The sequence below is a fragment of the Rahnella sp. CJA17(1/100) genome, assembly GCF_963881615.1.
In the GTDB taxonomy this organism is placed as follows: Bacteria; Pseudomonadota; Gammaproteobacteria; order Enterobacterales; family Enterobacteriaceae; genus Rahnella; species Rahnella aceris.
Genome location: NZ_CAWOJA010000044.1, coordinates 1 through 24,486, shown reverse-complemented (window position 1 = coordinate 24,486; position 24,486 = coordinate 1). Strand labels below are relative to the sequence as shown.

18 protein-coding genes and 6 tRNA genes are annotated in these 24,486 nt (G+C 50.6%); 18 read left to right on the top strand and 6 right to left on the bottom strand.

The features are described 5' to 3' along the window. Positions 1–22: 22 nt before the first annotated feature. Positions 23–1,687, bottom strand: coding sequence for a methyl-accepting chemotaxis protein (locus AACU55_RS16925; protein ID WP_037037061.1), 1,665 nt, complete (start codon positions 1,685–1,687; stop codon positions 23–25). A gap of 421 nt (positions 1,688–2,108) precedes the next feature. Between AACU55_RS16925 and fldA the strand changes: the two genes are divergently transcribed. Together fldA and fur are read left to right on the top strand one after the other, a co-directional pair. Further along, complete coding sequence (gene fldA / locus AACU55_RS16920) at positions 2,109–2,636, top strand: flavodoxin FldA (RefSeq protein WP_013576468.1); 528 nt, start codon at positions 2,109–2,111, stop codon at positions 2,634–2,636. A 312-nt stretch (positions 2,637–2,948) separates the two neighbouring features. Beyond that, a complete protein-coding gene (gene fur / locus AACU55_RS16915) occupies positions 2,949–3,404 on the top strand; it encodes a ferric iron uptake transcriptional regulator (protein ID WP_013576469.1) in 456 nt (151 codons plus the stop codon). Positions 3,405–3,532: 128 nt separating this feature from the next. On the opposite strand, the gene chiQ is transcribed toward fur, so the two are convergent. The 4 genes from chiQ to nagE form a co-directional block, all read right to left on the bottom strand. Then, positions 3,533–3,868: a ChiQ/YbfN family lipoprotein gene (gene chiQ, locus AACU55_RS16910; RefSeq protein ID WP_037037495.1), complete on the bottom strand. Its 336-nt coding sequence runs from the start codon at positions 3,866–3,868 to the stop codon at positions 3,533–3,535. 13 nt (positions 3,869–3,881) lie between these two features. Beyond that, entirely contained in the window at positions 3,882–5,252 is a 1,371-nt protein-coding gene (gene chiP / locus AACU55_RS16905) for a chitoporin ChiP (RefSeq protein ID WP_231576106.1), read from the bottom strand. 478 nt (positions 5,253–5,730) lie between these two features. Continuing rightward, positions 5,731–7,401: a glutamine--tRNA ligase gene (gene glnS / locus AACU55_RS16900; protein ID WP_015690263.1), complete on the bottom strand. Its 1,671-nt coding sequence runs from the start codon at positions 7,399–7,401 to the stop codon at positions 5,731–5,733. 192 nt (positions 7,402–7,593) lie between these two features. Beyond that, positions 7,594–9,630: an N-acetylglucosamine-specific PTS transporter subunit IIBC gene (nagE, locus tag AACU55_RS16895; protein WP_126125306.1), complete on the bottom strand. Its 2,037-nt coding sequence runs from the start codon at positions 9,628–9,630 to the stop codon at positions 7,594–7,596. Between the two features lie 385 nt (positions 9,631–10,015). On the opposite strand from nagE, the gene nagB reads away from it, so the two are divergent. The 11 genes from nagB (at position 10,016) to AACU55_RS16840 (ending at position 17,112) form a co-directional block, all read left to right on the top strand. Next, positions 10,016–10,816: a glucosamine-6-phosphate deaminase gene (gene nagB, locus AACU55_RS16890; RefSeq protein ID WP_037037052.1), complete on the top strand. Its 801-nt coding sequence runs from the start codon at positions 10,016–10,018 to the stop codon at positions 10,814–10,816. Positions 10,817–10,965: 149 nt separating this feature from the next. Continuing rightward, positions 10,966–12,105 carry an N-acetylglucosamine-6-phosphate deacetylase gene (gene nagA, locus AACU55_RS16885; protein ID WP_013576475.1) on the top strand — a complete coding sequence of 380 codons (1,140 nt, stop codon included), beginning with the start codon at positions 10,966–10,968 and terminating at the stop codon, positions 12,103–12,105. Positions 12,106–12,125: 20 nt separating this feature from the next. Beyond that, on the top strand, positions 12,126–13,349 hold the full coding sequence (gene nagC, locus AACU55_RS16880) for a DNA-binding transcriptional regulator NagC (protein ID WP_134705800.1): 1,224 nt from the start codon (positions 12,126–12,128) through the stop codon (positions 13,347–13,349). A gap of 57 nt (positions 13,350–13,406) precedes the next feature. After that, on the top strand, positions 13,407–14,159 hold the full coding sequence (locus tag AACU55_RS16875) for an HAD-IIA family hydrolase (protein ID WP_015690266.1): 753 nt from the start codon (positions 13,407–13,409) through the stop codon (positions 14,157–14,159). Between the two features lie 360 nt (positions 14,160–14,519). After that, positions 14,520–16,184 (top strand): asparagine synthase B, encoded by a 1,665-nt coding sequence (asnB, locus tag AACU55_RS16870; RefSeq protein ID WP_013576478.1) that lies wholly within the window; start codon positions 14,520–14,522, stop codon positions 16,182–16,184. 228 nt (positions 16,185–16,412) lie between these two features. Beyond that, positions 16,413–16,489, top strand: a tRNA-Met gene (locus tag AACU55_RS16865). Positions 16,490–16,496: 7 nt separating this feature from the next. After that, positions 16,497–16,581, top strand: a tRNA-Leu gene (locus AACU55_RS16860). Positions 16,582–16,604: 23 nt separating this feature from the next. Continuing rightward, positions 16,605–16,679, top strand: a tRNA-Gln gene (locus tag AACU55_RS16855). Positions 16,680–16,749: 70 nt separating this feature from the next. After that, a tRNA-Gln gene (locus tag AACU55_RS16850) sits at positions 16,750–16,824 on the top strand. A 92-nt stretch (positions 16,825–16,916) separates the two neighbouring features. Continuing rightward, a tRNA-Met gene (locus tag AACU55_RS16845) sits at positions 16,917–16,993 on the top strand. Between the two features lie 44 nt (positions 16,994–17,037). Then, positions 17,038–17,112: transfer RNA gene (locus tag AACU55_RS16840), tRNA-Gln, on the top strand. A gap of 107 nt (positions 17,113–17,219) precedes the next feature. Here the strand turns inward: AACU55_RS16840 and ubiF are convergent. Next, positions 17,220–18,404, bottom strand: a complete 1,185-nt coding sequence (gene ubiF / locus AACU55_RS16835) for a 3-demethoxyubiquinol 3-hydroxylase (RefSeq protein WP_134705799.1) — start codon at positions 18,402–18,404, stop codon at positions 17,220–17,222. A gap of 188 nt (positions 18,405–18,592) precedes the next feature. Here ubiF and miaB point away from each other — a divergent pair, with 188 nt between their 5' ends. From miaB to lnt, 5 genes are all read left to right on the top strand, one after another. Then, positions 18,593–20,017, top strand: a complete 1,425-nt coding sequence (miaB, locus tag AACU55_RS16830; RefSeq protein WP_013576480.1) for a tRNA (N6-isopentenyl adenosine(37)-C2)-methylthiotransferase MiaB — start codon at positions 18,593–18,595, stop codon at positions 20,015–20,017. 245 nt (positions 20,018–20,262) lie between these two features. Further along, positions 20,263–21,339, top strand: a complete 1,077-nt coding sequence (locus AACU55_RS16825; RefSeq protein WP_112151683.1) for a PhoH family protein — start codon at positions 20,263–20,265, stop codon at positions 21,337–21,339. Continuing rightward, entirely contained in the window at positions 21,336–21,809 is a 474-nt protein-coding gene (gene ybeY / locus AACU55_RS16820; RefSeq protein ID WP_013576482.1) for an rRNA maturation RNase YbeY, read from the top strand. The genes AACU55_RS16825 and ybeY overlap by 4 nt, the downstream gene beginning before the upstream one ends. 99 nt (positions 21,810–21,908) lie before the next feature. Further along, positions 21,909–22,787, top strand: coding sequence for a CNNM family magnesium/cobalt transport protein CorC (corC, locus tag AACU55_RS16815; protein ID WP_013576483.1), 879 nt, complete (start codon positions 21,909–21,911; stop codon positions 22,785–22,787). Between the two features lie 7 nt (positions 22,788–22,794). After that, entirely contained in the window at positions 22,795–24,324 is a 1,530-nt protein-coding gene (gene lnt, locus AACU55_RS16810; RefSeq protein WP_134705798.1) for an apolipoprotein N-acyltransferase, read from the top strand. Positions 24,325–24,486 lie beyond the last annotated feature (162 nt).

Sequence of the window (24,486 nt, the reverse complement as noted above, 5' to 3'; positions counted from 1 at the left end):
ATATTAATTCACGTCTTCCTGCTCAGAACGTTTCCCAGTTTTCAGCACTTTTCGCCGAAAGCATGCTGGTATCCGGACGCAATAACGGTGCGGAAATTGACTTCGCCGGACGTGAACCGACGCTCGTCACGCTATCTTTAAGTTTGAACGTAGCAACGGCATTGTTCAGCAATGAAGCCTGCTCTTCCAGTGATACCGCAGCCTGCGACGCCTGTTCTACCAGCGCGGCGTTCTGCTGTGTGACGCTGTCCATTTCTGTGACGGCAACCGCCACCTGACTGATTCCTTTGCTTTGCTCATCGGATGCAGAGGCGATTTCCGCCATGATGTCAGTGACATGCGTAATTGAGCGCACCACTTCATTCATCGTCTGACCGGCGTTTTCAACCAATTTCGAACCGCTGTCGACGCGGGAAACCGATTCGCTGATAAGCTGCTCGATTTCTTTCGCCGCCTGCGCACTGCGTTGTGCAAGATTGCGCACTTCGCTGGCAACCACTGCAAAACCGCGCCCCTGCTCGCCCGCACGTGCCGCTTCGACGGCAGCATTCAGCGCCAGAATGTTGGTCTGGAAAGCGATGCTGTTAATCACAGAAGTGATTTCAGCAATTTTCTTCGAGCTGCCGGAGATATCTTTCATGGTGCTGACCACGTCTGCCACGATGTTGCCGCCCTTCTGCGCGGTGGTGGAAGCCTCCATCACCAGCTGGCTGGCGTGATGCGCGTTATCGGCATTGTGTTTAACGGTAGCCGTCAGTTCTTCCATGCTGGCAGCGGTTTCTTCCAGCGCCGACGCCTGTTCTTCCGTACGGGAAGACAAATCGTTGTTCCCGGCTGAAATTTCTGACGCGCCCTGATAGATGTGATTGGTGCAGTTGCGGATGGTCTGAACGGTATTGACCAGGCTCAACTGCATCTCGTTCAGCAACGGAATCAGCTTACCGGCGCAGTTTTTACCGAATTCTTCCAGATAAAACGTCAGATCGCCGCTGGCGATCACCGCGAAGTGACCGCGGATTTTATCCAGCGGCTTCACCAGCGCCATCACCAGATAACGGTCAGTCAGCAATAAAATCACCAGCCCGATACCAAATGCCGTCAGCAGAATCACTTTGCTAAATGACGTCAGATGGGTGGATTGCCGTTGTGCCGCATCAAAATCGACAGCGATCTGACCGCTGACTTTCTCCATCGATGAGCCAAAGCTGCGGCTCAGTGCAGGTACGGTGGAATTGGCTAGCTGGTTATAGGACTCCGTATTTTTGCTGCGGGCTGCGTCGAACAATGGCGTGACGCCCTGCGTGATCAGATTTTCCCAACTGGTGATTAATTCCTGCACGGAGGAATCTTCCAGCCCCGGATGCGGTGCCGCTTTAAAACTGGCCAGAGCCTGCGTCAGCCCACTGAGTGATTGTTTGGCGGTATCAAAAATTTCCGGACCTTTTGACGGATCGGCCTGAAGCTGTGCCACGGCGCGGCTCAGGCGCGTCACGGTACGAAAATACTGATCATTTCCTTTATTGATCAGCGCCATATTGTTGACCAGCTCGGTACTATTTTTGGTATTTTGGGTCAGTGTGTCCAGTGAGGTGACGGTGTAAAGGGAAACACCTGCCCACATGACGCAAAAGATGCCAAGAATGGTTAATAAAGCGGCCCTGATGGTGATATTTTTTAAAAACTGCACGATATGCCTCTCTCGAAACATGTCTGTTTCTGGCCTGAGGATTGACGGGGATGCGGAGAATCAAGACAGGTAACCAGCAGGCAAGTGCCCCAGGACATGTTTGAACACCTCTCCGGGCATCGATTTCTTTATTATGTTGAGATTGCTCCCGAATCATCTATCGGCGGAATGTTCTCGAAATTTAGTATTGTGACGACTTATTTCTCAAACTTGCTTTTGACCTTATTAAGCCTGAGGTTAATTCGCCGCGGGTGAAAGCACACAAAGGCGATAACACTTAAAAATATTGCCCGATAAACTTATTTCCCAGTTAAGAAGGCGAGCAGAAGCATATTCTCCGCCGCACGAGTTTGCTATCATCTGCATTATTATTGCCTGCGTTGCAGAGCACTTCATTGAGAACAAGAGGTTAGGTAATCTTATGGCCGTTGTAGGTATCTTCTTTGGATCCGATACAGGTAACACCGAAAACATCGCAAAAATGATCCAGAAGCAATTGGGTAAAGATGTTGCAGAGGTGCATGACATTGCGAAGAGCAGCAAAGAGGATCTGGAAAAATTCGATATTTTGCTTATCGGCATTCCAACCTGGTATTACGGTGAAGCGCAGTGTGACTGGGACGACTTTTTCCCAACGCTGGAAGAGATAGATTTCGAAGGTAAGCTGGTGGCACTGTTTGGTTGCGGTGACCAGGAAGACTACGCCGAATATTTCTGCGATGCGCTGGGCACCGTGCGCGATATCATTGAGCCACGCGGCGCAGTGATTGTCGGACATTGGCCTACCGAAGGTTACCACTTTGAAGCATCTAAAGGCCTGGCGGATGATAAGCACTTCATAGGACTGGCAATTGACGAAGATCGTCAGCCCGAACTGACCAGCGAACGTGTTGATGCCTGGGTGAAACAGATCACAGAAGAACTTAGCCTTTCTGAAATTATTGGCTAAAAACCCTGTTGGCCCTGAGGATTTATTCTACAATTGAAGGGCCAAACTATTACTGAAATTAACAATTTAACTGCTACAAAATTGTAACTTTCGGTCGTATCAAGGTACACTGAGTTCCTCTGTTTTTTCTATTGATCAAGTCGTTGCATTCCAAATGTGACCGGCAATTTGTGATCTTTATTAACAGGCTGTCGTTGACGAGAATTGGCACATTGCGTTAAACGAAGAGACTAAACGAATAATTTTGTGCCGCCGATGCCACAGGCTGCATGCCTCAACTTGATTAGCACATAGTAACAGGACTGAATCCGCATGACTGACAACAACACCGCACTGAAGAAAGCCGGCTTAAAAGTCACGCTTCCGCGCCTCAAAATCCTGGAAGTGCTGCAAGCGCCGGAAGGTCATCACGTTAGTGCGGAAGATCTTTACAAGCAACTGATTGATATGGGTGAAGAAATTGGCCTGGCGACGGTTTACCGCGTTCTGAACCAGTTTGACGACGCCGGTATTGTCACCCGTCATAACTTCGAAGGCGGCAAGTCCGTATTCGAACTGACCCAGCAACATCACCACGACCACCTGATCTGTCTGGATTGCGGTCGTGTGATCGAATTCCGTGACGAATATATTGAAGGTCGTCAGCGTGAGATTGCTAAGAAACACGGTATCAAGCTCACCAACCACAGCCTGTATTTGTACGGTCACTGTGAAGCAGGCGATTGCCGCGAAGATGACTCTTTGCACAACGATAAACCTGCGCAGTAATCTGCACAGGCTTTGACTAAATTAACCGCTGAAAAGCGGTTTTTTTATGTCTGATATCGATGCAGATTGAGCCCGGATAGCAGGCATAAAAAACCCCGGCAAGCCGGGGCATGTTTCGCTGCTGAGATTCACGGCTTAGGTGAATTGTTCGTTTTTATTTCCTGCCATATTTTCCCGCAATCAGCAGCATATGCCTGACCGTCGCCAGTTTTACGCGCCGTCAGACATCGCTGGTAATCCACCACGCGCACCGTCTCCTGTTCTGCAAATTGCTGGTGGGCTTTTTCCTGTTTCAGTTTATTCAGTAACACCTCGCAGGATGCCAGTTTGTCCGGATTGCCTTCTGACGTATTGATACAGGCACGGTAATCTTCCCGCGTTTGGGATATTTGTGCCTGATCGGCGGTAGGTGCACAACCAGCCAGAAGCACGGACGACATCACAATCATCAGTAATTTATTCATCGACATAACGACCTCAGAAAATAGTGAATGGAGCGATGACAATGAATTTCACGTCTTTTTCATCCTGGAATATGTTGCCGTACCCGCCACTCCAGCTAGGAAGATCAGAGTGGTTGTCGTACTGGGTGTAATGCAGTTTGAACAACGTCCCTTTCGCGCGACCTTCCTGAATGGTGTACAGCGCATCCAGACTCCAGGCGCTTTCTTTCAGGCGCTGGCTCTGGTCGTAAGCGGCGTTGGTGCTCGGTTTGGCATCCCACGCATAGACGTACGAACCACCTACCGCTAAGCCCGGTAAATCCCATTTCGCCAGATCATAAAGCACGCCGGCATACACGGCTTTCTCACCGTTGGCGTTGAAGTCAGAACGGTTATCCCACCACACGTCAAGACGACCGTTTGAAGAGGAATAGGTCGGGGTCATACGTTGCAGGAAGTAACCCTGATTCCCTTCCGCTTTCACCATCGTCCCTTCCAGACGCCAGTTAAACTGCCCGGTGGTATAGCCGAAAGTCAGCGCCTGCAGCCATGCCAGACCGTCATACAGACTGTTCGGATCATTCTTGTCACTGATGCGGTCTTCTGCGCCATAGAACTGATAGCTGGTGGTCAGCGGATTACCCAGCAGATCCATTTTGTACGAGGCTTTAGCAAAATACTGATCGACATAACTTTCAGCCTGGCCAAATGCGCCTTCCAGTACGAAGTCATTTTTAAAATCATATTTCGCACCGAGCGAATGAATATAAGAAACGCCGGTTTTCTTGTCATTCTGGCGGAAATCATCCATTTCCAGATGCCACGGCGATTTATATTCATCAGCCCACATATAGGAGAAACTCAGTTCACCCGGGTCACCGAAATCGTGTTTATAACCGGCTTCCGCACCGCGATACGTACCCGGCATAAAGCTCCAGTGCGGTGCGATCAGCGTCTGTCCGGTAGGCTGAATATACCCTGCGTGCCCCCAGAATCCGCCGTATTTGAATTTACCGGCTGCCTTATAAAGACTGACCCCACTTTTATCCCCGGAATAATCTTCGTCGTAGGCGCGGTTGCTGTTGGAAAAGGCGATTTCGTTGGGATGGCCGCTCTCGCTGCTCTCGGCCATTTCAATCGCCGTAAAGGCTGCGATATCAATACCAAACATGTCCCAGGCATAGCCGGAAGAAAAATCGAGGTTCAGGTTAGCGGTAGAATGCGAAAGGTTGGTTGTATAGTCTTTGTAGTGGTCACTCGCCGGATCCATGTCCTTGCGGTCACGTTCACGCTGCCAGTAGTACACACCGCCGGTCAGTGTGGAATCATCAATAAAACCGGCTGCTTTGGTCTCTTGTGAAAACATCATTCCGCCACCCAGTAAGGTGCCGGCGAGAGAATACATGGCAGGTTTCAGGTAAGCCGATCCCCTGCCCCTGTTACGGTGCTTGTGCATAGAGATTCCTCATGTTGACTAAAAAAACGAGCAAAACCCAAACGGGTATAAAAAGCGGTCGCCAGAGGCGTAACCGGTTAAATCAACATCAAGAGTATTTTTCGCGACACGAATTATCAATGAGTAATTAATCATTAATTATCGAAATATGACAAAGTGCACATAAAGATGAAAAAGTATTACAGAGGTATGCAGGAAAGGATTAAAGCAGTGGGCTACAATAATACATAATTAAAACAGATGATTAAACAAAATCATCTTACAATTTAAACGTTTCAGCAATATGAACGGCTGTGGCACAACGTTTTAAAAGTAAGCATAGGAAATACATTAATTCGCGACGAAAAACAAAAGGCATCTCTGACAAGAATAACAGGCGAAAAAAAACGCAGCCTGAACTGCGTTTTTGTTACCTCATACTGAGGGCTTACGCGACGGGTTTGCTTTCCCAGGTATCACGCAGGCCAACGGTACGGTTAAACACCAGATGTTCAGCACTTGAGTAGCGGTTGTCGGCACAGAAGTAACCTTCACGCTCAAACTGCAGGCTGATTTCAGCCTGTGCAGCCACCAGTGATGGCTCCACGAAACCGTGGGAAATCACCAGGGAATCCGGGTTGATGGTGGTCAGGAAGTCTTCCGCCTGGCCCGGGTTTGCGACGCTGAACAGACGGTCATACAGGCGGAACTCAGCAGGTTTACCTTCAGACGCGGACACCCAGTGGATCACGCCTTTCACCTTGCGGCCATCGGCAGGATCTTTGCTCAGCGTGTCGATATCGTAAGAACAGAAGATAGTGGTGATATTCCCTTCCTCGTCTTTCTCGATACGTTCTGCTTTGATCACATACGCATTACGCAGGCGCACTTCTTTGCCCAACACCAGACGTTTGTACTGCTTGTTGGCTTCTTCGCGGAAATCAGCCTGATCAATGTAAATCTCACGGGTAAACGGCACTTCGCGGGTGCCCATTTCCGGTTTGCCCGGATGATTCGGCATCTTCACCATCTGCACATCATCACCGGTAAAGTTTTCAATGATCACTTTAACCGGATTGATAACCGCCATGGCGCGCGGTGCGTTCTCGTTGAGATCGTCACGGATGCAAGATTCCAGCGCCATCATTTCGACGTTGTTATCCTGCTTGGTAACGCCGATACGACGGCAGAATTCACGGATAGACGCCGCGGTATAGCCCCGGCGACGCAGACCTGAAACGGTCGGCATGCGCGGGTCATCCCAGCCTTCAACAATCTTCTCGGTCACCAGCAGGTTCAGCTTGCGCTTGGACATGATGGAGTATTCGAGATTCAGACGGGAGAATTCGTACTGACGCGGGTGGCATGGAATAGAAATATTATCCAGAACCCAGTCGTACAGACGACGGTTATCCTGGAATTCCAGCGTACACAGCGAATGGGTAATCCCTTCCAGCGCATCGGAAATGCAGTGGGTGAAATCGTACATCGGATAGATGCACCATTTTTTACCGGTCTGGTGATGTTCTGCGAATTTAATACGGTACAGAACCGGATCACGCATGACAAAGAATGGCGAGGCCATATCGATTTTTGCACGCAGACACGCAGCGCCTTCGGCGAACTCACCGTTACGCATTTTTTCAAATAACGCAATGTTCTCTTCCACGGTGCGATCGCGGTACGGGCTGTTTTTACCCGGCGACGTCAGGGAACCGCGATATTCACGGATCTGGTCAGGAGACAGTTCATCAACATACGCCAGACCTTTGTTGATCAGTTCAAGCGCATAAGCATGCAGTTGATCAAAATAGTCCGAGGAGTAATGAATATCGCCGCTCCAGTCGAAACCTAACCACTGGACGTCGCGTTTGATTGACTCAACGAATTCGATGTCTTCTTTTGCCGGGTTGGTATCGTCAAAACGCAGATTACACTGGCCCTGATAGTCTTGCGCGATGCCGAAATTCAGGCAGATAGATTTCGCATGACCGATGTGCAGATAACCATTAGGCTCAGGTGGGAAACGGGTGTGAACGGTATTGTGTTTCCCGGTCGCCAGATCTTCATCAATAATCTGACGGATAAAATTTGTTGGGCGGGCTTCAGCCTCACTCATTGTGCAATTCCTCTACGCAACATTGACTCTACGGATAACCGCTTATGTTCCAACAAGCCACGCCGGGAAACAACCGTTAGTTGCATTAAATCGTGGTTATCTCTGGTGCCTCTGTCCTCAGACAATAAAAAACGGGAAGAGATCGCTCTCTTCCCGCTGTCACTACGTCGACCTGTTACGTCATCCGCAGGGTTATTTGCCCTGGATATCGAACAGTTTCGTTTGACCGGCAACCACTGAACCGCTGGCCAGTGACGTCACACCGGTATAATCATCAATATTGCTGACGACTACCGGGCTGATCATTGAGCGCGCATTGGCATTCAGATAATCCAGATCCAGTTCCAGTACAGGCTGACCGGCAGTGACTGTTGCCCCTTCTTCAACCAGGCGGGTAAAGCCCTGGCCGTTCAGTGCAACAGTATCAATCCCCATATGCACCACGATTTCAGCACCGGAAGTCGTTTCCAGGCAGAACGCATGATTGGTATTGAAGATTTTCACCACCGTGCCCGCAGCCGGCGACACAACGATTTTATCGGTAGGACGGATGGCAACACCATCACCCACCGCTTTGCTGGCAAAGGCTTCATCAGGCACCTGATCCAGCGCCACAATGTCACCGGTAACCGGAGACACTAAGGTTTCCACTACCGTTTTCACGCTGTTTGGCACTGCCTGAGGTTTGATTTCAGACACTGGCGCAGCCGGAGTCACGGTAGCCGCAGCAATCGGGCCTGCATTCAGTGCGGTACGCATCGCACCGGCAATGATTTCGGCACGGGTACCGACAATCACCTGCACGCTTTGTTTATTCAGACGGATAACTCCTGAAGCGCCCAGACGTTTCGCCAGTCCGTCGTTGACCAGTGCCGAGTCTTTCACGTTCAGGCGCAGACGGGTGATACAGGCATCAATGCCGGTCAGGTTTTCTGAACCACCGATGGCACTGATATAACGGCGTGCCAGAGCAACGGTTTCGTCACCTTTGTTGCCAGCAGATTCCACATCAACGTCGTAACCGTCCGCTTCGTCACCGGCCACTGCCAGTTCACGTCCCGGGGTCAGCAGGTTGAATTTCTGGATGGTGAAACGGAACACCACATAGTAAATCACGAAGAACACCAGACCCTGAGGGATCAGCATGTACCAGTGAGTCGCCAGCGGGTTACGGGAAGACAGCACCATATCCACCAAACCTGCGCTGAAGCCGAAACCGGCAATCCAGTGCATGCTTGCTGCGATGAAGACCGAAATCCCGGTCAGTACGGCGTGAATCACATACAGCACCGGCGCAACGAACATGAAGGAGAACTCCAGCGGTTCGGTGATACCGGTAAAGAAGGAAGCGAAAGCAGCAGCCAGCATGATACCAGCAACTTTTGCTTTGTTTTCAGGACGTGCGCAGTGGTAAATCGCCAGTGCCGCGCCCGGAAGACCAAACATCATGATCGGGAAGAAACCGGCCTGATAACGACCGGTGATACCTACCACCGCTTTACCTGACTGGATAGATTCCTGACCACCGAGGAAGTTAGGGATATCGTTAATACCTGCAACATCAAACCAGAACACGGAGTTCAGTGCATGATGCAGACCGACCGGGATCAGTAAACGGTTGAAGAAGGCATAGATACCGGCACCGGCAGAACCCAGTTGCTGGATATGCTCACCGAAGGTCACCAGACCGTTGAAAATCAGTGGCCATACATACATCAGGATGAAGGCGACGATGATCATCAGGAAAGAAGTCAGGATCGGAACCAGACGACGACCACTGAAGAATGACAGCGCTTTCGGCAACTCGACGTGGCTGAAACGGTTGTACAACTCGGCAGAAATGATACCGACTAAGATACCGACAAACTGGTTATTGATTTTACCAAATGCCGCCGGCACCTGGTCTAACGGGATCTTCTGAATCATGGACACGGCTGCAGGCGAACACAGCGTGGTCAGCACCAGGAAACCGACAAAACCCGTCAGTGCAGCTGCACCGTCTTTGTCTTTGGACATGCCATACGCCACACCGATCGCAAACAGTACGGACATGTTTTCAATGATGGCGGAGCCAGATTTAATGAAAAATGCCGCCAGCGCATTGTCTCCCCCCCAACCCACAGGGTCGATCCAGTAACCGACGCCCATGAGGATTGCGGCGGCTGGCAACGTAGCAACGGGCACCATTAATGCCCGGCCAATCTTTTGTAAATAACTCAGTATATTCAACATTCCCCCTACTCGCCCGTAAGCGAATCACCAAAGTAGTTTAATTAGTATGTTTACTACCTTTTACATTTACCGTTCCGATTTAACCAACTGCAATTGCGAGTGTAAAAATATTATTTCGTATCGCAAATTAAAACCTCTCTTTTTGTGAGATTTGTCACCAAAAAGAGGTCATAACATGCCATTTCACTGGTCAATACACCAAACTTATTTTATCATTAAAAAAATCCAGACGGTATTGTGCCAGTCATAAACCGTTGCGGTGGTTTACGCTTAACAAGACCGCCCTGAACCCAAAACTGCTTTCTGACTTATTGTCCCGCGCTAACACTTCAGCGGAGGACAGACACATTATATTCAATATTCTGAAACTAAGAGGTATCTGATGAGACTTATTCCATTAAACACCCCCACTGAAGTTGGCAAATGGGCTGCACGTCATATTGTTGAACGCATCAACGCATTTAAACCCACTGCTGACCGCCCGTTTGTTCTGGGCTTACCAACCGGTGGTACGCCGCTCGAAGCTTACAAACATTTAATCGCCATGCATAAAGCAGGCCAGGTTAGCTTTAAGAACGTAGTGACCTTCAACATGGACGAATATGTCGGTCTGCCGCAGGAACACCCTGAGAGCTACCATACGTTTATGTACAAAAACTTCTTTGACCACGTTGATATTCCACGCGAAAACATCAATCTGCTGAATGGTAATGCAGCAGACGTCAACGAAGAATGCCGCCAGTACGAAGCGAAAATTAAGTCTTACGGCAAAATTCACCTGTTTATGGGCGGCGTGGGTAATGACGGTCATATCGCATTCAACGAACCAGCCTCTTCTCTGGCTTCCCGTACGCGTATCAAAACCCTGACCCATGAAACCCGTATCGCGAACTCACGTTTCTTCGACAACGATGTCTCTCAGGTGCCAAAATACGCCCTGACCGTTGGCGTGGGCACGTTGCTGGATGCAGAAGAAGTGATGATTCTGGTGACCGGCCATGCGAAAGCGCAGGCGCTGGAAGCGGCAGTTGAAGGTAATATCAACCATATGTGGACCATCAGCTGCCTGCAATTGCACGCGAAAGCCGTTATGGTGTGTGACGAACCGTCCACCATGGAACTGAAAGTCAAAACTGTTAAATATTTCCGCGAGTTAGAAGCGGAAAATATGAAAAATCTCTGATCCAAAATTATGCCCAAAGCCAGTCGGGTTGCGGCAAGGCGGCAACGAGCGAATCTCCGGTCACTTACTGAAGTAAGTGACCGGAGTGAGTGAGGCAGCCAACGCAGCAGCAGCGTGACTGGAGAAGGGCAAACGTACTAGGGGGCATGATGTACGCTTTAGTGAACGGCCGGGTCTATACCGGTCATGACGTTCTGGATAACCACGCGGTGGTCATTGCCGATGGCAAAATTGAACGTGTCTGCCCGGTAAGTGAATTGCCGGCGAATGTGGAAACCCGCAGTCTGGATGGCGCCATTCTTGCCCCCGGATTTATCGATCTGCAACTTAATGGTTGTGGCGGCGTGCAATTCAACGATTCACTGGAAGCGATTTCAGTAGAAACGTTAGAAATCATGCAGAAAGCCAATGAAAAATCCGGCTGTACCAGTTTCTTACCGACGCTGATTACCTGTAGCGATGACTACATGAAACACGGTATCAGCGTGATGCGTACCTATCTGGAAAAGTATCCGAACCAGGCACTGGGTCTGCACCTTGAAGGACCCTACCTCAGCCCGCTGAAAAAAGGCACGCACAACCCGGCCTTTATCCGCCTGCCAGACAGCGCGATGATTGATTTTCTGTGTGCAAACGCGGACGTGATCACCCAACTGACGCTCGCACCCGAACAGGTTGATGCAAAATATATCCGCCAGATGCGTGATGCAGGAATAGTGATTTCCGCAGGCCATTCAAATTCCACCTATGCTGAAGCCCGTGCCGGTTTTGCCGCAGGTATCAGCTTTGCTACGCACCTTTATAATGCAATGCCCGCCATCACGGGCCGTCAGCCTGGTCTTATTGGTGCAATCTTCGATACGCCAGAAGTCTATACCGGCGTGATTGCTGATGGTCTTCACGTTGACTGGGCGAATATTCGCAATGCGAAAAAGCTCAAAGGCGAGAAGCTGGTGCTGGTCACTGACGCAACGGCTCCGGCTGGCGCGAATATTGATGAGTTCATTTTTGCCGGTAAAACAATATACTACCGTGACGGACTCTGTGTGGACGAAAACGGAACACTGAGCGGCTCTGCGCTGACGATGATCGAAGCGGTACAAAATAGCGTCGAACATGTTGGCATCGCACTGGACGAAACGCTGCGTATGGCAACGCTTTATCCGGCACGCGCCATTGGTGTTGAAGACCAACTGGGCAGCATCGAAGCAGGTAAAGTCGCCAACCTCACCGCGTTCACTCATGATTTTAAAATCACAAAAACTATCGTTAATGGTGACGAAGTTTAATTGAGCGGATAACAGCATTGATGACAACTGGCGGACAGCAGGCACAAATCGGCAACGTTGATCTGGTTAAGCAGTTAAACGGCGCGGCGGTTTACCGCCTGATTGACCAACAAGGTCCCATCTCGCGCATTCAGATTGCTGACATGAGTCAGTTAGCGCCCGCCAGTGTGACCAAAATTACCCGACAATTGCTTGAGCGCGGGCTGATTAAAGAAGTTGATCAGCAGGCTTCCACCGGAGGGCGCCGCGCTATTTCTATCATCACCGAAACCCGCCCTTTCCATACCATCGCAGTACGTCTTGGTCGCCATGATGCGACGATAACGCTTTATGATCTCAGCGCAAAATCGCTGGCCGAACAACATTACGCCCTGCCCGAACGCACTCAGGAAACCCTGGAGAACGCGCTGTTCGAAGCTATCCAGCAATTCATTGAACTGAATCAGCGCAAAATCCGCGAACTGATTGCCATTTCCGTCATCCTTCCGGGGCTGGTCGATCCGAATAAAGGCATCGTGCGCTATATGCCGCATATCAGCGTGGGCGCGTGGAAATTAGTCGATGCGCTGGAAACCCGGTTTAAAGTCACCAGTTTTGTCGGCCACGATATCCGCAGTCTGGCGCTTGCCGAACACTACTTCGGTGCAACCCGCGACTGTCAGGACTCCATTTTGGTTCGTTTACACCGTGGTACCGGTGCCGGAATCATCGTTAACGGCCAGATTTTTCTCGGCAGTAACGGCAACGTCGGTGAAATCGGCCATATTCAGATCGACCCGCTGGGCGAACGCTGCCATTGCGGTAATTTCGGCTGTCTGGAAACCGTTGCGGCTAACGCTGCCATTGAAAATCGGGTGCGCCATTTACTGACGCAAGGCTACGCCAGCAAGCTGAGTCTGAATGACTGTTCAATTTCAGCGATCTGCAAAGCGGCCAACCGCCACGATCCGCTGGCAACCGAAGTCATCGAACACGTTGGCCGCCAGTTGGGTAAAGGTGTGTCGATCGCGATAAATCTGTTCAACCCGCAAAAAGTCGTGATTGCCGGCGAAATCACCGAAGCAGATAAGGTTCTGCTTCCGGCAATTCAGAACTGCATTAATGCGCAGGTTCTGAAAGATTTCCGCCGTAATTTACCGGTAGTGACCTCTGCCCTGAATCATCAGTCAGCGATTGGTGCGTTTGCCCTGGTTAAACGGGCGATGCTGAATGGCGTTCTGTTACAGCGTCTGATGGAAAATTAAGACGTGCTATAGTATCTGGCTGCCAGGAATGGGACTGAAAATGTGGGTTTGGAAATTATGACGATAAAGAACGTAATTTGTGACATTGATGGCGTGCTGTTGCACGACAATACCGCAGTACCTGGCGCCGATCGTTTTCTGGCGCGGATTCAGGAACAGGGAATGCCTCTGGTTATTCTCACTAACTACCCTTCCCAGACAGCACAGGATCTGGCAAACCGCTTCGGCGCTGCCGGTCTCGACGTGCCTGAAAGTGCATTTTTCACCTCTGCGATGGCCACAGCCGATTTCCTCAAACGTCAGGAAGGCAAAAAAGCCTATGTCGTCGGCGAAGGTGCGCTGATTCATGAACTCTATAAAGCCGGTTTTACCATTACCGATATCAATCCTGATTTCGTGATTGTCGGCGAAACCCGTTCTTATAACTGGGACATGATCCATAAAGCCGCCTATTTCGTGGCAAACGGCGCGCGCTTTATCGCGACAAATCCTGATAACCACGGACACGGTTTTGTCCCTGCCTGCGGCGCATTGTGTGCACCGATCGAAAAAATTACCGGACGCCAGCCATTTTATGTCGGCAAACCGAGCCCGTGGATTATCCGTTCGGCGTTAAATAAAATGCAGGCGCATTCCGAAGATACCGTCATTGTGGGGGATAATCTGCGTACTGACATTCTGGCGGGCTTCCAGGCAGGTCTGGAAACCGTTCTGGTGCTGACTGGCGTTTCCACGCTCAACGATATTGAGGGAATGCCTTTCCGTCCGACCTGGATTTACCCTTCAGTTGCCGATATCGACGTGATTTAAGCGTTTCCGGCCACTGCCTGAAAACGAGTCTGGATGTTTATTCAGGCTTTTTTTTTTGTCTTGCCGTCTGATTTTTATCCACTTTTCTCTTTTTTTGAATCCTCCTCAATTTTTGGCGATTAAATTAATAATCCACTAATAGAATCGCCATAAAACTGGTGATTCATCAAAGATCACCCACCATCAACCAACTATTTATCAGAAGAGCGTTAAACCACTTGCACAACATAGGGGTTTTGACGCATTTTCATAGTCAGCAACGCAACAACGCCGGGCTAAAACTGAAAGAACGGCAACGTTGATCCTCATTCGTAATCATAAAAATAACAGCCAGAGAAAGGTCGTTAGGGAGAAAGTCATATGTGTTCAATTTTCGGTGTGCTCGATATCAAAACTGACGCTGTCGAGCTGCGCAAAAAAGCGCTGGAACTGTCGCGCCTGATGCGTCACCGCGGACCCGACTGGTCCGGTGTGTTTGCCAGCGATAAAGCCATTCTGTCGCATGAGCGTCTGTCCATTGTCGACGTGAACAACGGCGCACAACCTTTGTACAACGCAGCACACACCCACGTTCTGGCTGTGAACGGCGAAATTTACAACCATCAGGCTTTGCGCGCAGAACTAGGCGACAAGTATGAATTCCAGACCGCATCTGACTGTGAAGTCATTCTGGCGCTGTATCAGGAAAAAGGCCCTGCCTTCCTCGATGAACTGCAAGGTATGTTCGCCTTTATTCTGTATGACACAGAAAAAGACGCCTACCTGATTGGCCGCGACCATCTGGGCATTATCCCGCTGTACATGGGCTACGACGAACACGGCAACATGTACGTCGCTTCAGAAATGAAAGCGCTGGTGCCGGTTTGTCGCACCATCAAAGAATTCCCGGCAGGCAGCTATCTGTGGAGCCAGGACGGTGAAATTCGCGAATACTACCAGCGTGACTGGTTTGACTTCGAAAACGTCAAAGACAACGTCACTGACGCTGCGGCGCTGAAAGATGCACTGGAAGAAGCGGTAAAAAGTCACCTGATGTCTGACGTGCCTTACGGCGTGCTGCTGTCTGGTGGTCTGGATTCCTCCGTGATTTCCGCCATCACCAAGAAATTTGCCGGCCGCCGTATTGAAGATAAAGATCAGAGCGAAGCCTGGTGGCCGCAACTGCACTCCTTTGCCGTCGGTCTGCAAGGTTCACCGGACCTGCGCGCTGCTCAGGAAGTCGCCAACCATTTAGGCACTGTGCACCACGAAATTCACTTCACCGTGCAGGAAGGTCTGGATGCTATCCGCGATGTTATCTATCACATTGAAACGTATGACGTCACGACTATCCGCGCATCAACGCCGATGTATCTGATGTCGCGTAAAATCAAAGCGATGGGCATCAAAATGGTGTTGTCTGGCGAAGGCGCAGACGAAGTGTTGGGCGGCTACCTGTATTTCCATAAAGCACCAAACGCTAAAGAATTCCATGAAGAAACCGTGCGTAAATTGCTGGCCCTGCATATGTATGACTGTGCGCGTGCCAACAAAGCCATGTCAGCCTGGGGTGTTGAAGCCCGCGTCCCGTTCCTGGACAAAAAATTCCTCGACGTCGCGATGCGTATCAACCCGAAAGACAAGATGTGCGGCAACGGCAAGATGGAGAAACATATCCTGCGTGAATGTTTCGAGTCTTATTTGCCTCACAGCGTGGCCTGGCGACAGAAAGAACAGTTCTCTGATGGCGTAGGTTACAGCTGGATCGATACCTTAAAAGAAGTGGCCTCTCAGCAGATCACCGATCAACAGCTTGAAACTGCACATTTCCGTTTCCCGTACAACACGCCGACCTCGAAAGAAGGCTACCTGTACCGTACGATTTTTGAAGAGTTATTCCCGGTGCCAAGCGCGGCTGAATGTGTGCCTGGCGGGCCGTCAGTGGCCTGTTCTTCAGCGAAAGCCATTGAATGGGACGAAGCGTTCAAAAACATGGACGATCCTTCTGGCCGTGCCGTTGGCGTGCATCAGTCCGCTTATAAATAACCGATTTACCGGTAAATATCCTTGTAGCAAACGGGCCTCTTCAGGCCCGTTTTTTAATGGGTAAAGCCAGTAAAAATAATGTCTTTTGTCCAATTAATCACCAGAGTGGTTATAAGCCAGACAAATGGACGCCGTCAGGCCTTTTTCTCCAAAAAAGGTGTTGACGCAAAACGGTCATATACGCATAATGCGCCCCGCAACGCCGATGAAGGTAGCGCGAAAAAAGATGGCTACGTAGCTCAGTTGGTTAGAGCACATCACTCATAATGATGGGGTCACAGGTTCGAATCCCGTCGTAGCCACCATCTTTTTGCGGGAGTGGCGAAATTGGTAGACGCACTAGATTTAGGTTCTAGCGCCGCAAGGTGTGCGAGTTCAAGTCTCGCCTCCCGCACCATTTCCAGACATCGGCAGCACAGTTGGGGTATCGCCAAGCGGTAAGGCACTGGTTTTTGATACCAGCATTCCCAGGTTCGAATCCTGGTACCCCAGCCATTTTCTTACCTTTCACATTGTTGTACTGATGTGGTTGTGAGGAAAATCCAATTTGAAGAAGTTGTACTGTTGGGGTATCGCCAAGCGGTAAGGCACTGGTTTTTGATACCAGCATACCCTGGTTCGAATCCAGGTACCCCAGCCATACTTCTTTCTGTATAATTGGTAAGCACTTGAAATTTATTATTAAGTTAGTTAAATTAGTGCTTGAAGTTTTGAAGTAAGTCAGTAGAATTTGGCTACGTAGCTCAGCTGGTTAGAGCACATCACTCATAATGATGGGGTCACAGGTTCAAATCCCGTCGTAGCCACCATTTTACTTGCAGTACACTACTCAAAAGGTAGTGAGAAACAAAATTGGGGTGTCGCCAAGCGGTAAGGCTCTGGTTTCTGATACCAGCATACCCAGGTTCGAATCCTGGCACCCCAGCCACATTAGAAAGGCCTGCTTTTTAGCAGGCCTTTTGCTTTTCTGTATTTTAAATATTTATCTAAAAATAGAGGTCTGGTGGAGATGTTTTCCCACCAGCCTTGACGTCATTAAATCCCCAATGCGTATTTAAGTGCTTTGGTTTTCAGTGCGCCCGTACGTTGTGCGGTCATCAGCGCCAGATTACGCAACGCTTTCACCGGTGCCAGATCGTTACTGAAGGCGGTATAGAATAAATCCATCCCGCTTTGCATCAGCAGATTATCCAGACGACGCTGACGCTGATAGCGCAGTAATACTTTCTCGCTGCTCCACGCTTCATCATGGTCACGCGCCTTTTCCAGCACCGATAATAACGCTTCCACATCACGGTATCCCAGATTGACGCCCTGCCCTGCCAGAGGATTGATGGTGTGCGCTGCGTCACCCACCAGCGCCAGCCCCGGTAAGACATAACGCTGAGCGTGACGGCGAACCAGCGGGAATGCACCTGCGGATATTGCTTTCACTGTGCCCAGCCGTGCCGGGAAAGCCTGCATCACTTCTGTCGTAAGTTGCTGCATATTCAGCGTTTTCAGATAACGGATACGCTGCGGGCTGTCATACCAGACCAGCGAGGCCTGATTATCAAACAGCGGCAGGAACGCCCTCGGGCCGGAAGGGAAAAATTGCTGCCATGTCACGTCCTGATTCGGCGTTGCGGTTTCGACATGAATCAGCATACAGTGCTGGCGGTATTCCCAGCCATCCACACCAATCCCCGCTAACTGCCGCACCAGCGAATTCGCACCATCGGCAGCGACCACAAGTGGCGTGCGCAGTAATTCACCCGTAGTCAGTTGCAGAGACCAGGTTTTATCATCGTGCTGCAAAAGGTGACGCAATTTTGCCGGGCAAAAACGGGTCAGACTTGTGAGGGCATCAAACTGTTGCCACAGCGCCAGCTGAAGTACCCGGTTTTCGACCATGAAGCCCAGTTCCGGCAATCCGAGAGACTGCGCATCGAATTTCACTTCAGAACCGTCAACTTCCCAGGTTTCCAGGCGGCGGTATGGGACTGAGCGCATTTTCTCAACCGCATCCCACGCACCCAGTTTCTGTAAAAAGCGCACAGACGCGCAACCAATCGCGGAGATACGCAAATCAGCCGGCGCTGACGGATCAAACCCGGCAGGTTCTTCATTCTCTATCAAAGCGACCTGCAATCCCTGCTGCGCCAGCCCCAGGGCTGTGGCAGCGCCCACCATGCCGCCCCCCACAATGACTGCATCAAATGTCTTCTCAGAATTATTCATTATTATTCCGGCTTTCTGTTCAGTTCATTATGCGAAGTGTACCGGATTTTTGTGTTGGCATCAGGGCCTAAGCTGCTTTCCTGCACTGGTCAGCACTGGAGTGAGGGTTTACAATAGCGCCCCTGAACTATGCTATGCACTGCGGCACTGCCGATCTAACGTTTCCCGTATTGAGTACTGACACGCTGATGACTAAAAAACTGCACATAAAAACCTGGGGCTGCCAGATGAATGAATATGATTCATCCAAAATGGCTGACCTTCTCGACAGCACCCATGGTTACCAGCTGACGGATAACGCTGAAGAAGCAGACATTCTGCTGCTGAATACCTGCTCAATAAGGGAAAAAGCGCAGGAGAAAGTGTTCAGCCTGCTCGGACACTGGAAATTACTGAAAAAGAAAAACCCGAATATTATCATTGGGGTGGGTGGCTGCGTCGCATCACAGGAAGGCGAAATGCTGCGTAAACGTGCGCCTTGTGTCGACATCGTCTTCGGTCCGCAAACCTTGCATCGTTTACCGGAAATGGTGAACCACGTACGTGGCACCAAAAGCCCTGTCGTGGATATCAGCTTTCCTGAAATCGAAAAATTTGACCGCCTGCCGGAACCGCGCGCAGACGGCCCGACAGCTTTCGTTTCCATCATGGAAGGCTGCAACAAATATTGCAGTTTCTGTGTAGTGCCTTATACGCGCGGTGAAGAAGTCAGCCGCCCGTGCGATGACGTATTGTTTGAAGTGGCACAACTGGCCGCGCAAGGCGTGCGTGAAGTTAACCTGCTGGGCCAGAACGTTAATGCGTATCGTGGCGATGCGTTTGAGGGTGGCGTGTGCACCTTCGCTGAGCTGCTGCGTCTGGTGGCAGCGATTGATGGTATCGACCGTATCCGTTTCACCACCAGTCATCCGGTGGAATTTACTGATGATATTATAGAAGTCTATAAAGATACGCCTGAAGTGGTGAGCTTCCTGCATCTGCCGATCCAAAGTGGTTCCGATCGCATTCTGACGATGATGAAGCGTCCTCATACAGTGCTGGAATATAAATCGACTATCCGCAAGTTACGCGCCGCGCGTCCTGATATTCATTTCAGTTCAGATTTTATCATCGGTTTCCCTGGCGAAACGAACGAAGATTTTGAACGTACGATGGATTTGATTGCGCAGGTGAATTACGACGTCAGCTTCAGCTTCATCTATTCTCCGCGTCCGGGCACACCGGCGGCAGATATGGTTGATGATGTGAGCATGGATGAGAAGAAACAGCGTCTGGCGCTGTTACAGGACAGAATCACACAGCAAGTCATGCGCTTTAGCCGCGCCACGCTGGGTACTGTTCAGCGTATTCTGGTGGAAGGCACGTCCCGCAAGGACATTATGGAGCTGACCGGCCGTACCGAATGCAACCGCGTGGTCAACTTCGAAGGCACACCGGACATGATTGGTAAGTTCGTTGATGTCGAAATTGTCGACGTGTATGCCAACTCACTGCGCGGTGTGGTTGTCCGTACGGAAGAACAGATGGCGCTTCGCCTGCATGAATCACCACAATCAGTTATCGAACGCACCCGCAAAGAAAATGAATTGGGCGTTGGACTATATCAACCCTGAACCACCAGAATAATGCACAGCCTGAAATCAACAGGGCGCTCCGGCGTCCTGTTTCTTTTGAGATTTTCGGTAATAACCTCATCATAAGGGTTTAATTTTCCAGCAAAGGCCGCATATCCGGATGACGGTGCCTGCAACTGCTGCCACGGCGCAGCATATTTTGCCAAGGGCATGTATTATTAAGTCAGGTATGGTTGGCGGCTGAAAGCAGTGACTCAGCCGGGTGAAATGACAACTGGTCCGAAGTGACCCAGAGGATTCGTTTGAACGTTGTAACACAAGAGATTTTACTGGAGCCCGAAGACAACCAGCGTTTGCTGAGCCTGTGCGGGCCGTTTGATGACAATATCAAACAACTGGAGCGCCGGTTGGGCGTTGAAATCAACCGTCGTGATAACGCGTTTAAATTGGTCGGAAAGAGCCTGCCGGTTGCGGCAGCCGCCGACATCCTGCGTGATTTATACGTTGACACTGCGCCGCTGCGCGGTGAGATCCAGGATATCGATCCTGAAAAAATTCATCTGGCGATCAAAGAAAGCCGGGTACTGGAACAAACAGCAGAAAGTGTGCCCGACTTCGGCAAAGCGGTCATCATCAAAACCAAGCGTGGCATGGTGAAGCCGCGCACGCCCAATCAGGCGCAGTATATCGCCAACATCCTCGACCACGACATTACCTTCGGGATCGGTCCTGCAGGTACCGGTAAAACGTATCTGGCCGTGGCTGCTGCGGTGGATGCGCTGGAGCGTCAGGAAGTGCGCCGCATCCTGCTGACCCGCCCTGCCGTTGAAGCCGGTGAAAAACTGGGCTTCCTGCCGGGAGATCTCAGTCAGAAAGTTGACCCATATCTGCGCCCGCTGTATGACGCATTGTTCGAAATGCTCGGTTTTGAGAAAGTTGAAAAACTGATTGAGCGCAACGTTATTGAAGTCGCCCCGCTGGCTTACATGCGTGGACGTACATTGAACGACGCTTTTATTATCCTTGATGAAAGCCAGAACACGTCTATCGAACAAATGAAGATGTTCCTGACCCGTATTGGTTTTAACTCCAAAGCGGTGATCACCGGTGACGTGACGCAAATCGACTTGCCGCGTCATCAGAAATCAGGACTGCGTCATGCGATTGAAGTGCTGTCGTCAGTCGAAGAACTCAGCTTTAACTTCTTCCACAGTGAAGACGTGGTACGTCACCCGGTCGTTGCGCGCATTGTTGTCGCGTACGAAGCCTGGGAAGAAGAAGATCAAAAACGCCGCGATGCGATTGCCGCAGAGCGTAAACATGAACATCAGAACAGCTCAACACAACAGGCCAGTCAATGAACACGGTAATCCTCGATTTACAAATTGCCTGCGAAGATGCAGCAGGTTTACCGTCAGAAAATGATTTTCAGACCTGGCTTGAAGCGGTTCTTCCTCAGTTTCAGGAAGAATCAGAAGTCACAATCCGTCTGGTCGATATCCCTGAAAGCCATGAACTTAATATGACTTATCGTGGGATGGATAAACCGACCAACGTGTTATCCTTTCCGTTCGAAGCACCTCCTGGTATGGAGATGCCGCTTCTTGGCGACCTGATTATTTGTCGCCAGGTTGTGGAGAAAGAAGCAAAAGAGCAGGACAAAGAACTTCTGGCTCACTGGGCGCATATGGTCATTCACGGCAGTTTGCATTTGCTGGGCTATGACCATATCGTTGACGAAGAAGCCGAAGAAATGGAATCGATTGAAACTGAAATCATGCAGGGTCTGGGGTATCCGGATCCGTATATTTCAGAGAAAGAAGATAACTAAGCTTCACAGTAAACTCGCGTAATGCCTGCCTGATAACGTGTTCATCCGCAGGCGTTTCGCATAATTTTCACTAACTACGAGTAAAAAAAACCAAACGCCATGAGCGATGACCATTCACAAAATAGTGACAGCCCCAGTCCCAAGAAGGGCTTCTTTTCCCTTATCCTTAGCCAGCTTTTTCACGGTGAACCTAAAAACCGTGGCGATTTGGTTGAGCTGATCCGTGATTCAGAACAAAACGATCTGATCGACCCCGATACCCGTGACATGCTGGAAGGCGTGATGGATATCGCCGAGCAGCGCGTCCGGGACATCATGATCCCACGTTCACAAATGATCACGCTAAAACGCAACCAGCCGCTGGAAGAGTGCCTCGATGTCATTATCGAATCTGCACACTCACGCTTCCCGGTGATCAGCGAAGATAAGGATCACATTGAAGGCATCCTGATGGCCAAAGACCTGCTGCCGTTTATGCGCACAGAGTCTGAGCCATTCAGCATAGATAAAGTGCTGAGAACCGCGGTCGTTGTCCCTGAAAGCAAACGCGTAGACCGCATGCTGAAGGAATTCCGCTCACAGCGTTACCACATGGCGATTGTCGTTGATGAATTCGGCGGCGTTTCAGGTCTGGTAACCATCGAAGATATTCTCGAACTGATCGTCGGCGAAATCGATGATGAGTACGATGAAGCAGAAGATCTGGATATCCGCCAGCTCAGCCGCCATACCTACACCGTCCGCGCACTGGCACCGATCGAAGATTTTAATGAAGTGTTCCGGACCCATTACAGTGACGACGAAGTCGATACGATTGGTGGTCTGGTCATGCAGTCATTCGGCCATTTACCGGCGCGTGGTGAAAGCATTGAAATTGACGGTTACCTGTTCAAGGTTGCGATGGCTGACAGCCGTCGTATCATTCAGGTTCATGTAAAAATACCGGACGACGCGCCGCAACCGATACTGGAAGAATAATTACTTCATGGCAATTGCCTCTTTATATCAACGCCAGCGGGTTCGCGCCCTGCTGGCGCTCTTTTTCGGTGCCTGTGGCACGCTGTCATTTTCCCCTTATGACTTCTGGCCTGCGGCGATCATTTCGCTGTGCGGTCTGCTGGCATTAACGCTCGATCGTCGTCCGGCTCAGGCCGCGCTCATCGGCTTTTTCTGGGGAATGGGTCTTTTTGGCAGCGGCGTAAACTGGGTGTATGTCAGCATCGCCACGTTTGGCGGCATGCCGGAAGCGATCAACCTTTTCCTGGTGGTCTTGCTGGCAGCGTATTTATCGCTGTACACGATGTTGTTTGCCGGCTTGTTCAGCAAACTGTGGCCGAAAACCACCTGGTGGAAACTGGCACTTGGCGCGCCCGCCTTGTGGCAAATTACTGAATTCCTGCGCGGCTGGGTGCTGACCGGTTTCCCGTGGTTGCAGTTCGGCTACAGCCAGATCGACGGTCCGCTGAAAGGCCTCGCGCCGATTACCGGCGTCGACGGCATCACGATTTTACTCACCTCGCTGAGCGGACTGATTGTGTACGCAGTACATCAGCGTCGCGTCACACCGGGAATTATCGCTGTTGCTATGCTGTTGCTGCCGTGGCCTCTGCGTTATATCCACTGGTATCAGGAACAGACCGATAAAACGGTCGATGTGGCACTGGTTCAGGGCAATATTCCGCAGTCGATGAAGTGGGATCCAAAGGCGCTGGAAAGTGCATTGCAGACCTATCTGGATCTCAGCCGCCCGTACGTGGGCAAATCCAGCATGATCATCTGGCCGGAATCAGCAATTTCAGACATTGAATCCGATCAGCAGGGCTTCCTGAGCATGGTGGATAATATCTACCGCTCACACGGCACCCAGTTAATCACCGGCATTATCGATGCCCGTCGCAATGAAGAAGGCATGAAAGTGTATAACAGCGCCATCGTGCTCGGCGGTGAAAAGCCCTATCACTATCCTGACGAAAACCGCTTCAACAAACATCATCTGGTGCCTTTTGGTGAGTTCGTGCCGCTGGAAGCCATTCTTCGCCCGCTGGCACCTTTCTTCGATTTGCCGATGTCCGGGCTGACCAGTGGTGATTACGTGCAGAAACCGTTGTTTGTCAGTGGTCTGAATCTGACCACGGCGATTTGTTACGAAGTCGTCTTCGGCGAACAGGTGCGCGACAATCTGCAACCGGATACTAATTTCCTGCTGACAATTTCAAACGATGCCTGGTTTGGTCATTCGATTGGCCCATGGCAACACTTCCAGATGGCGCGAATGCGTTCGCTGGAACTGGGGCGTCCGTTGCTGCGCAGCACCAATAATGGCATTACCGCCGTCGTTGATGCTCAGGGCGATGTGACCCACGAAATTCCGCAGTTTACCCGTCAGGTGCTGAACGTGAAGGTCACACCGACAACGGGTATGACACCTTATGCCCGGGCTGGCTGGTGGCCGGTGTGGTTTGCTACGGCAGTCATGGCGGCAGTTGCGCTGTGGTTGGGCCGCCGTAAATCCTGAGCACAAGCGTTTTGTTTCTAAAACAGGCACCTCGGGTAATGCCGATCGTTTAAGGATCAGTTGACCGATCCTGTGGCTCGTGTAAAAAGGGTTCATGCTCATCATGGACCCTTTTTAAATGGAACTTTCACAAGCTCTCGGTATTATCAATCTTACTGCCCC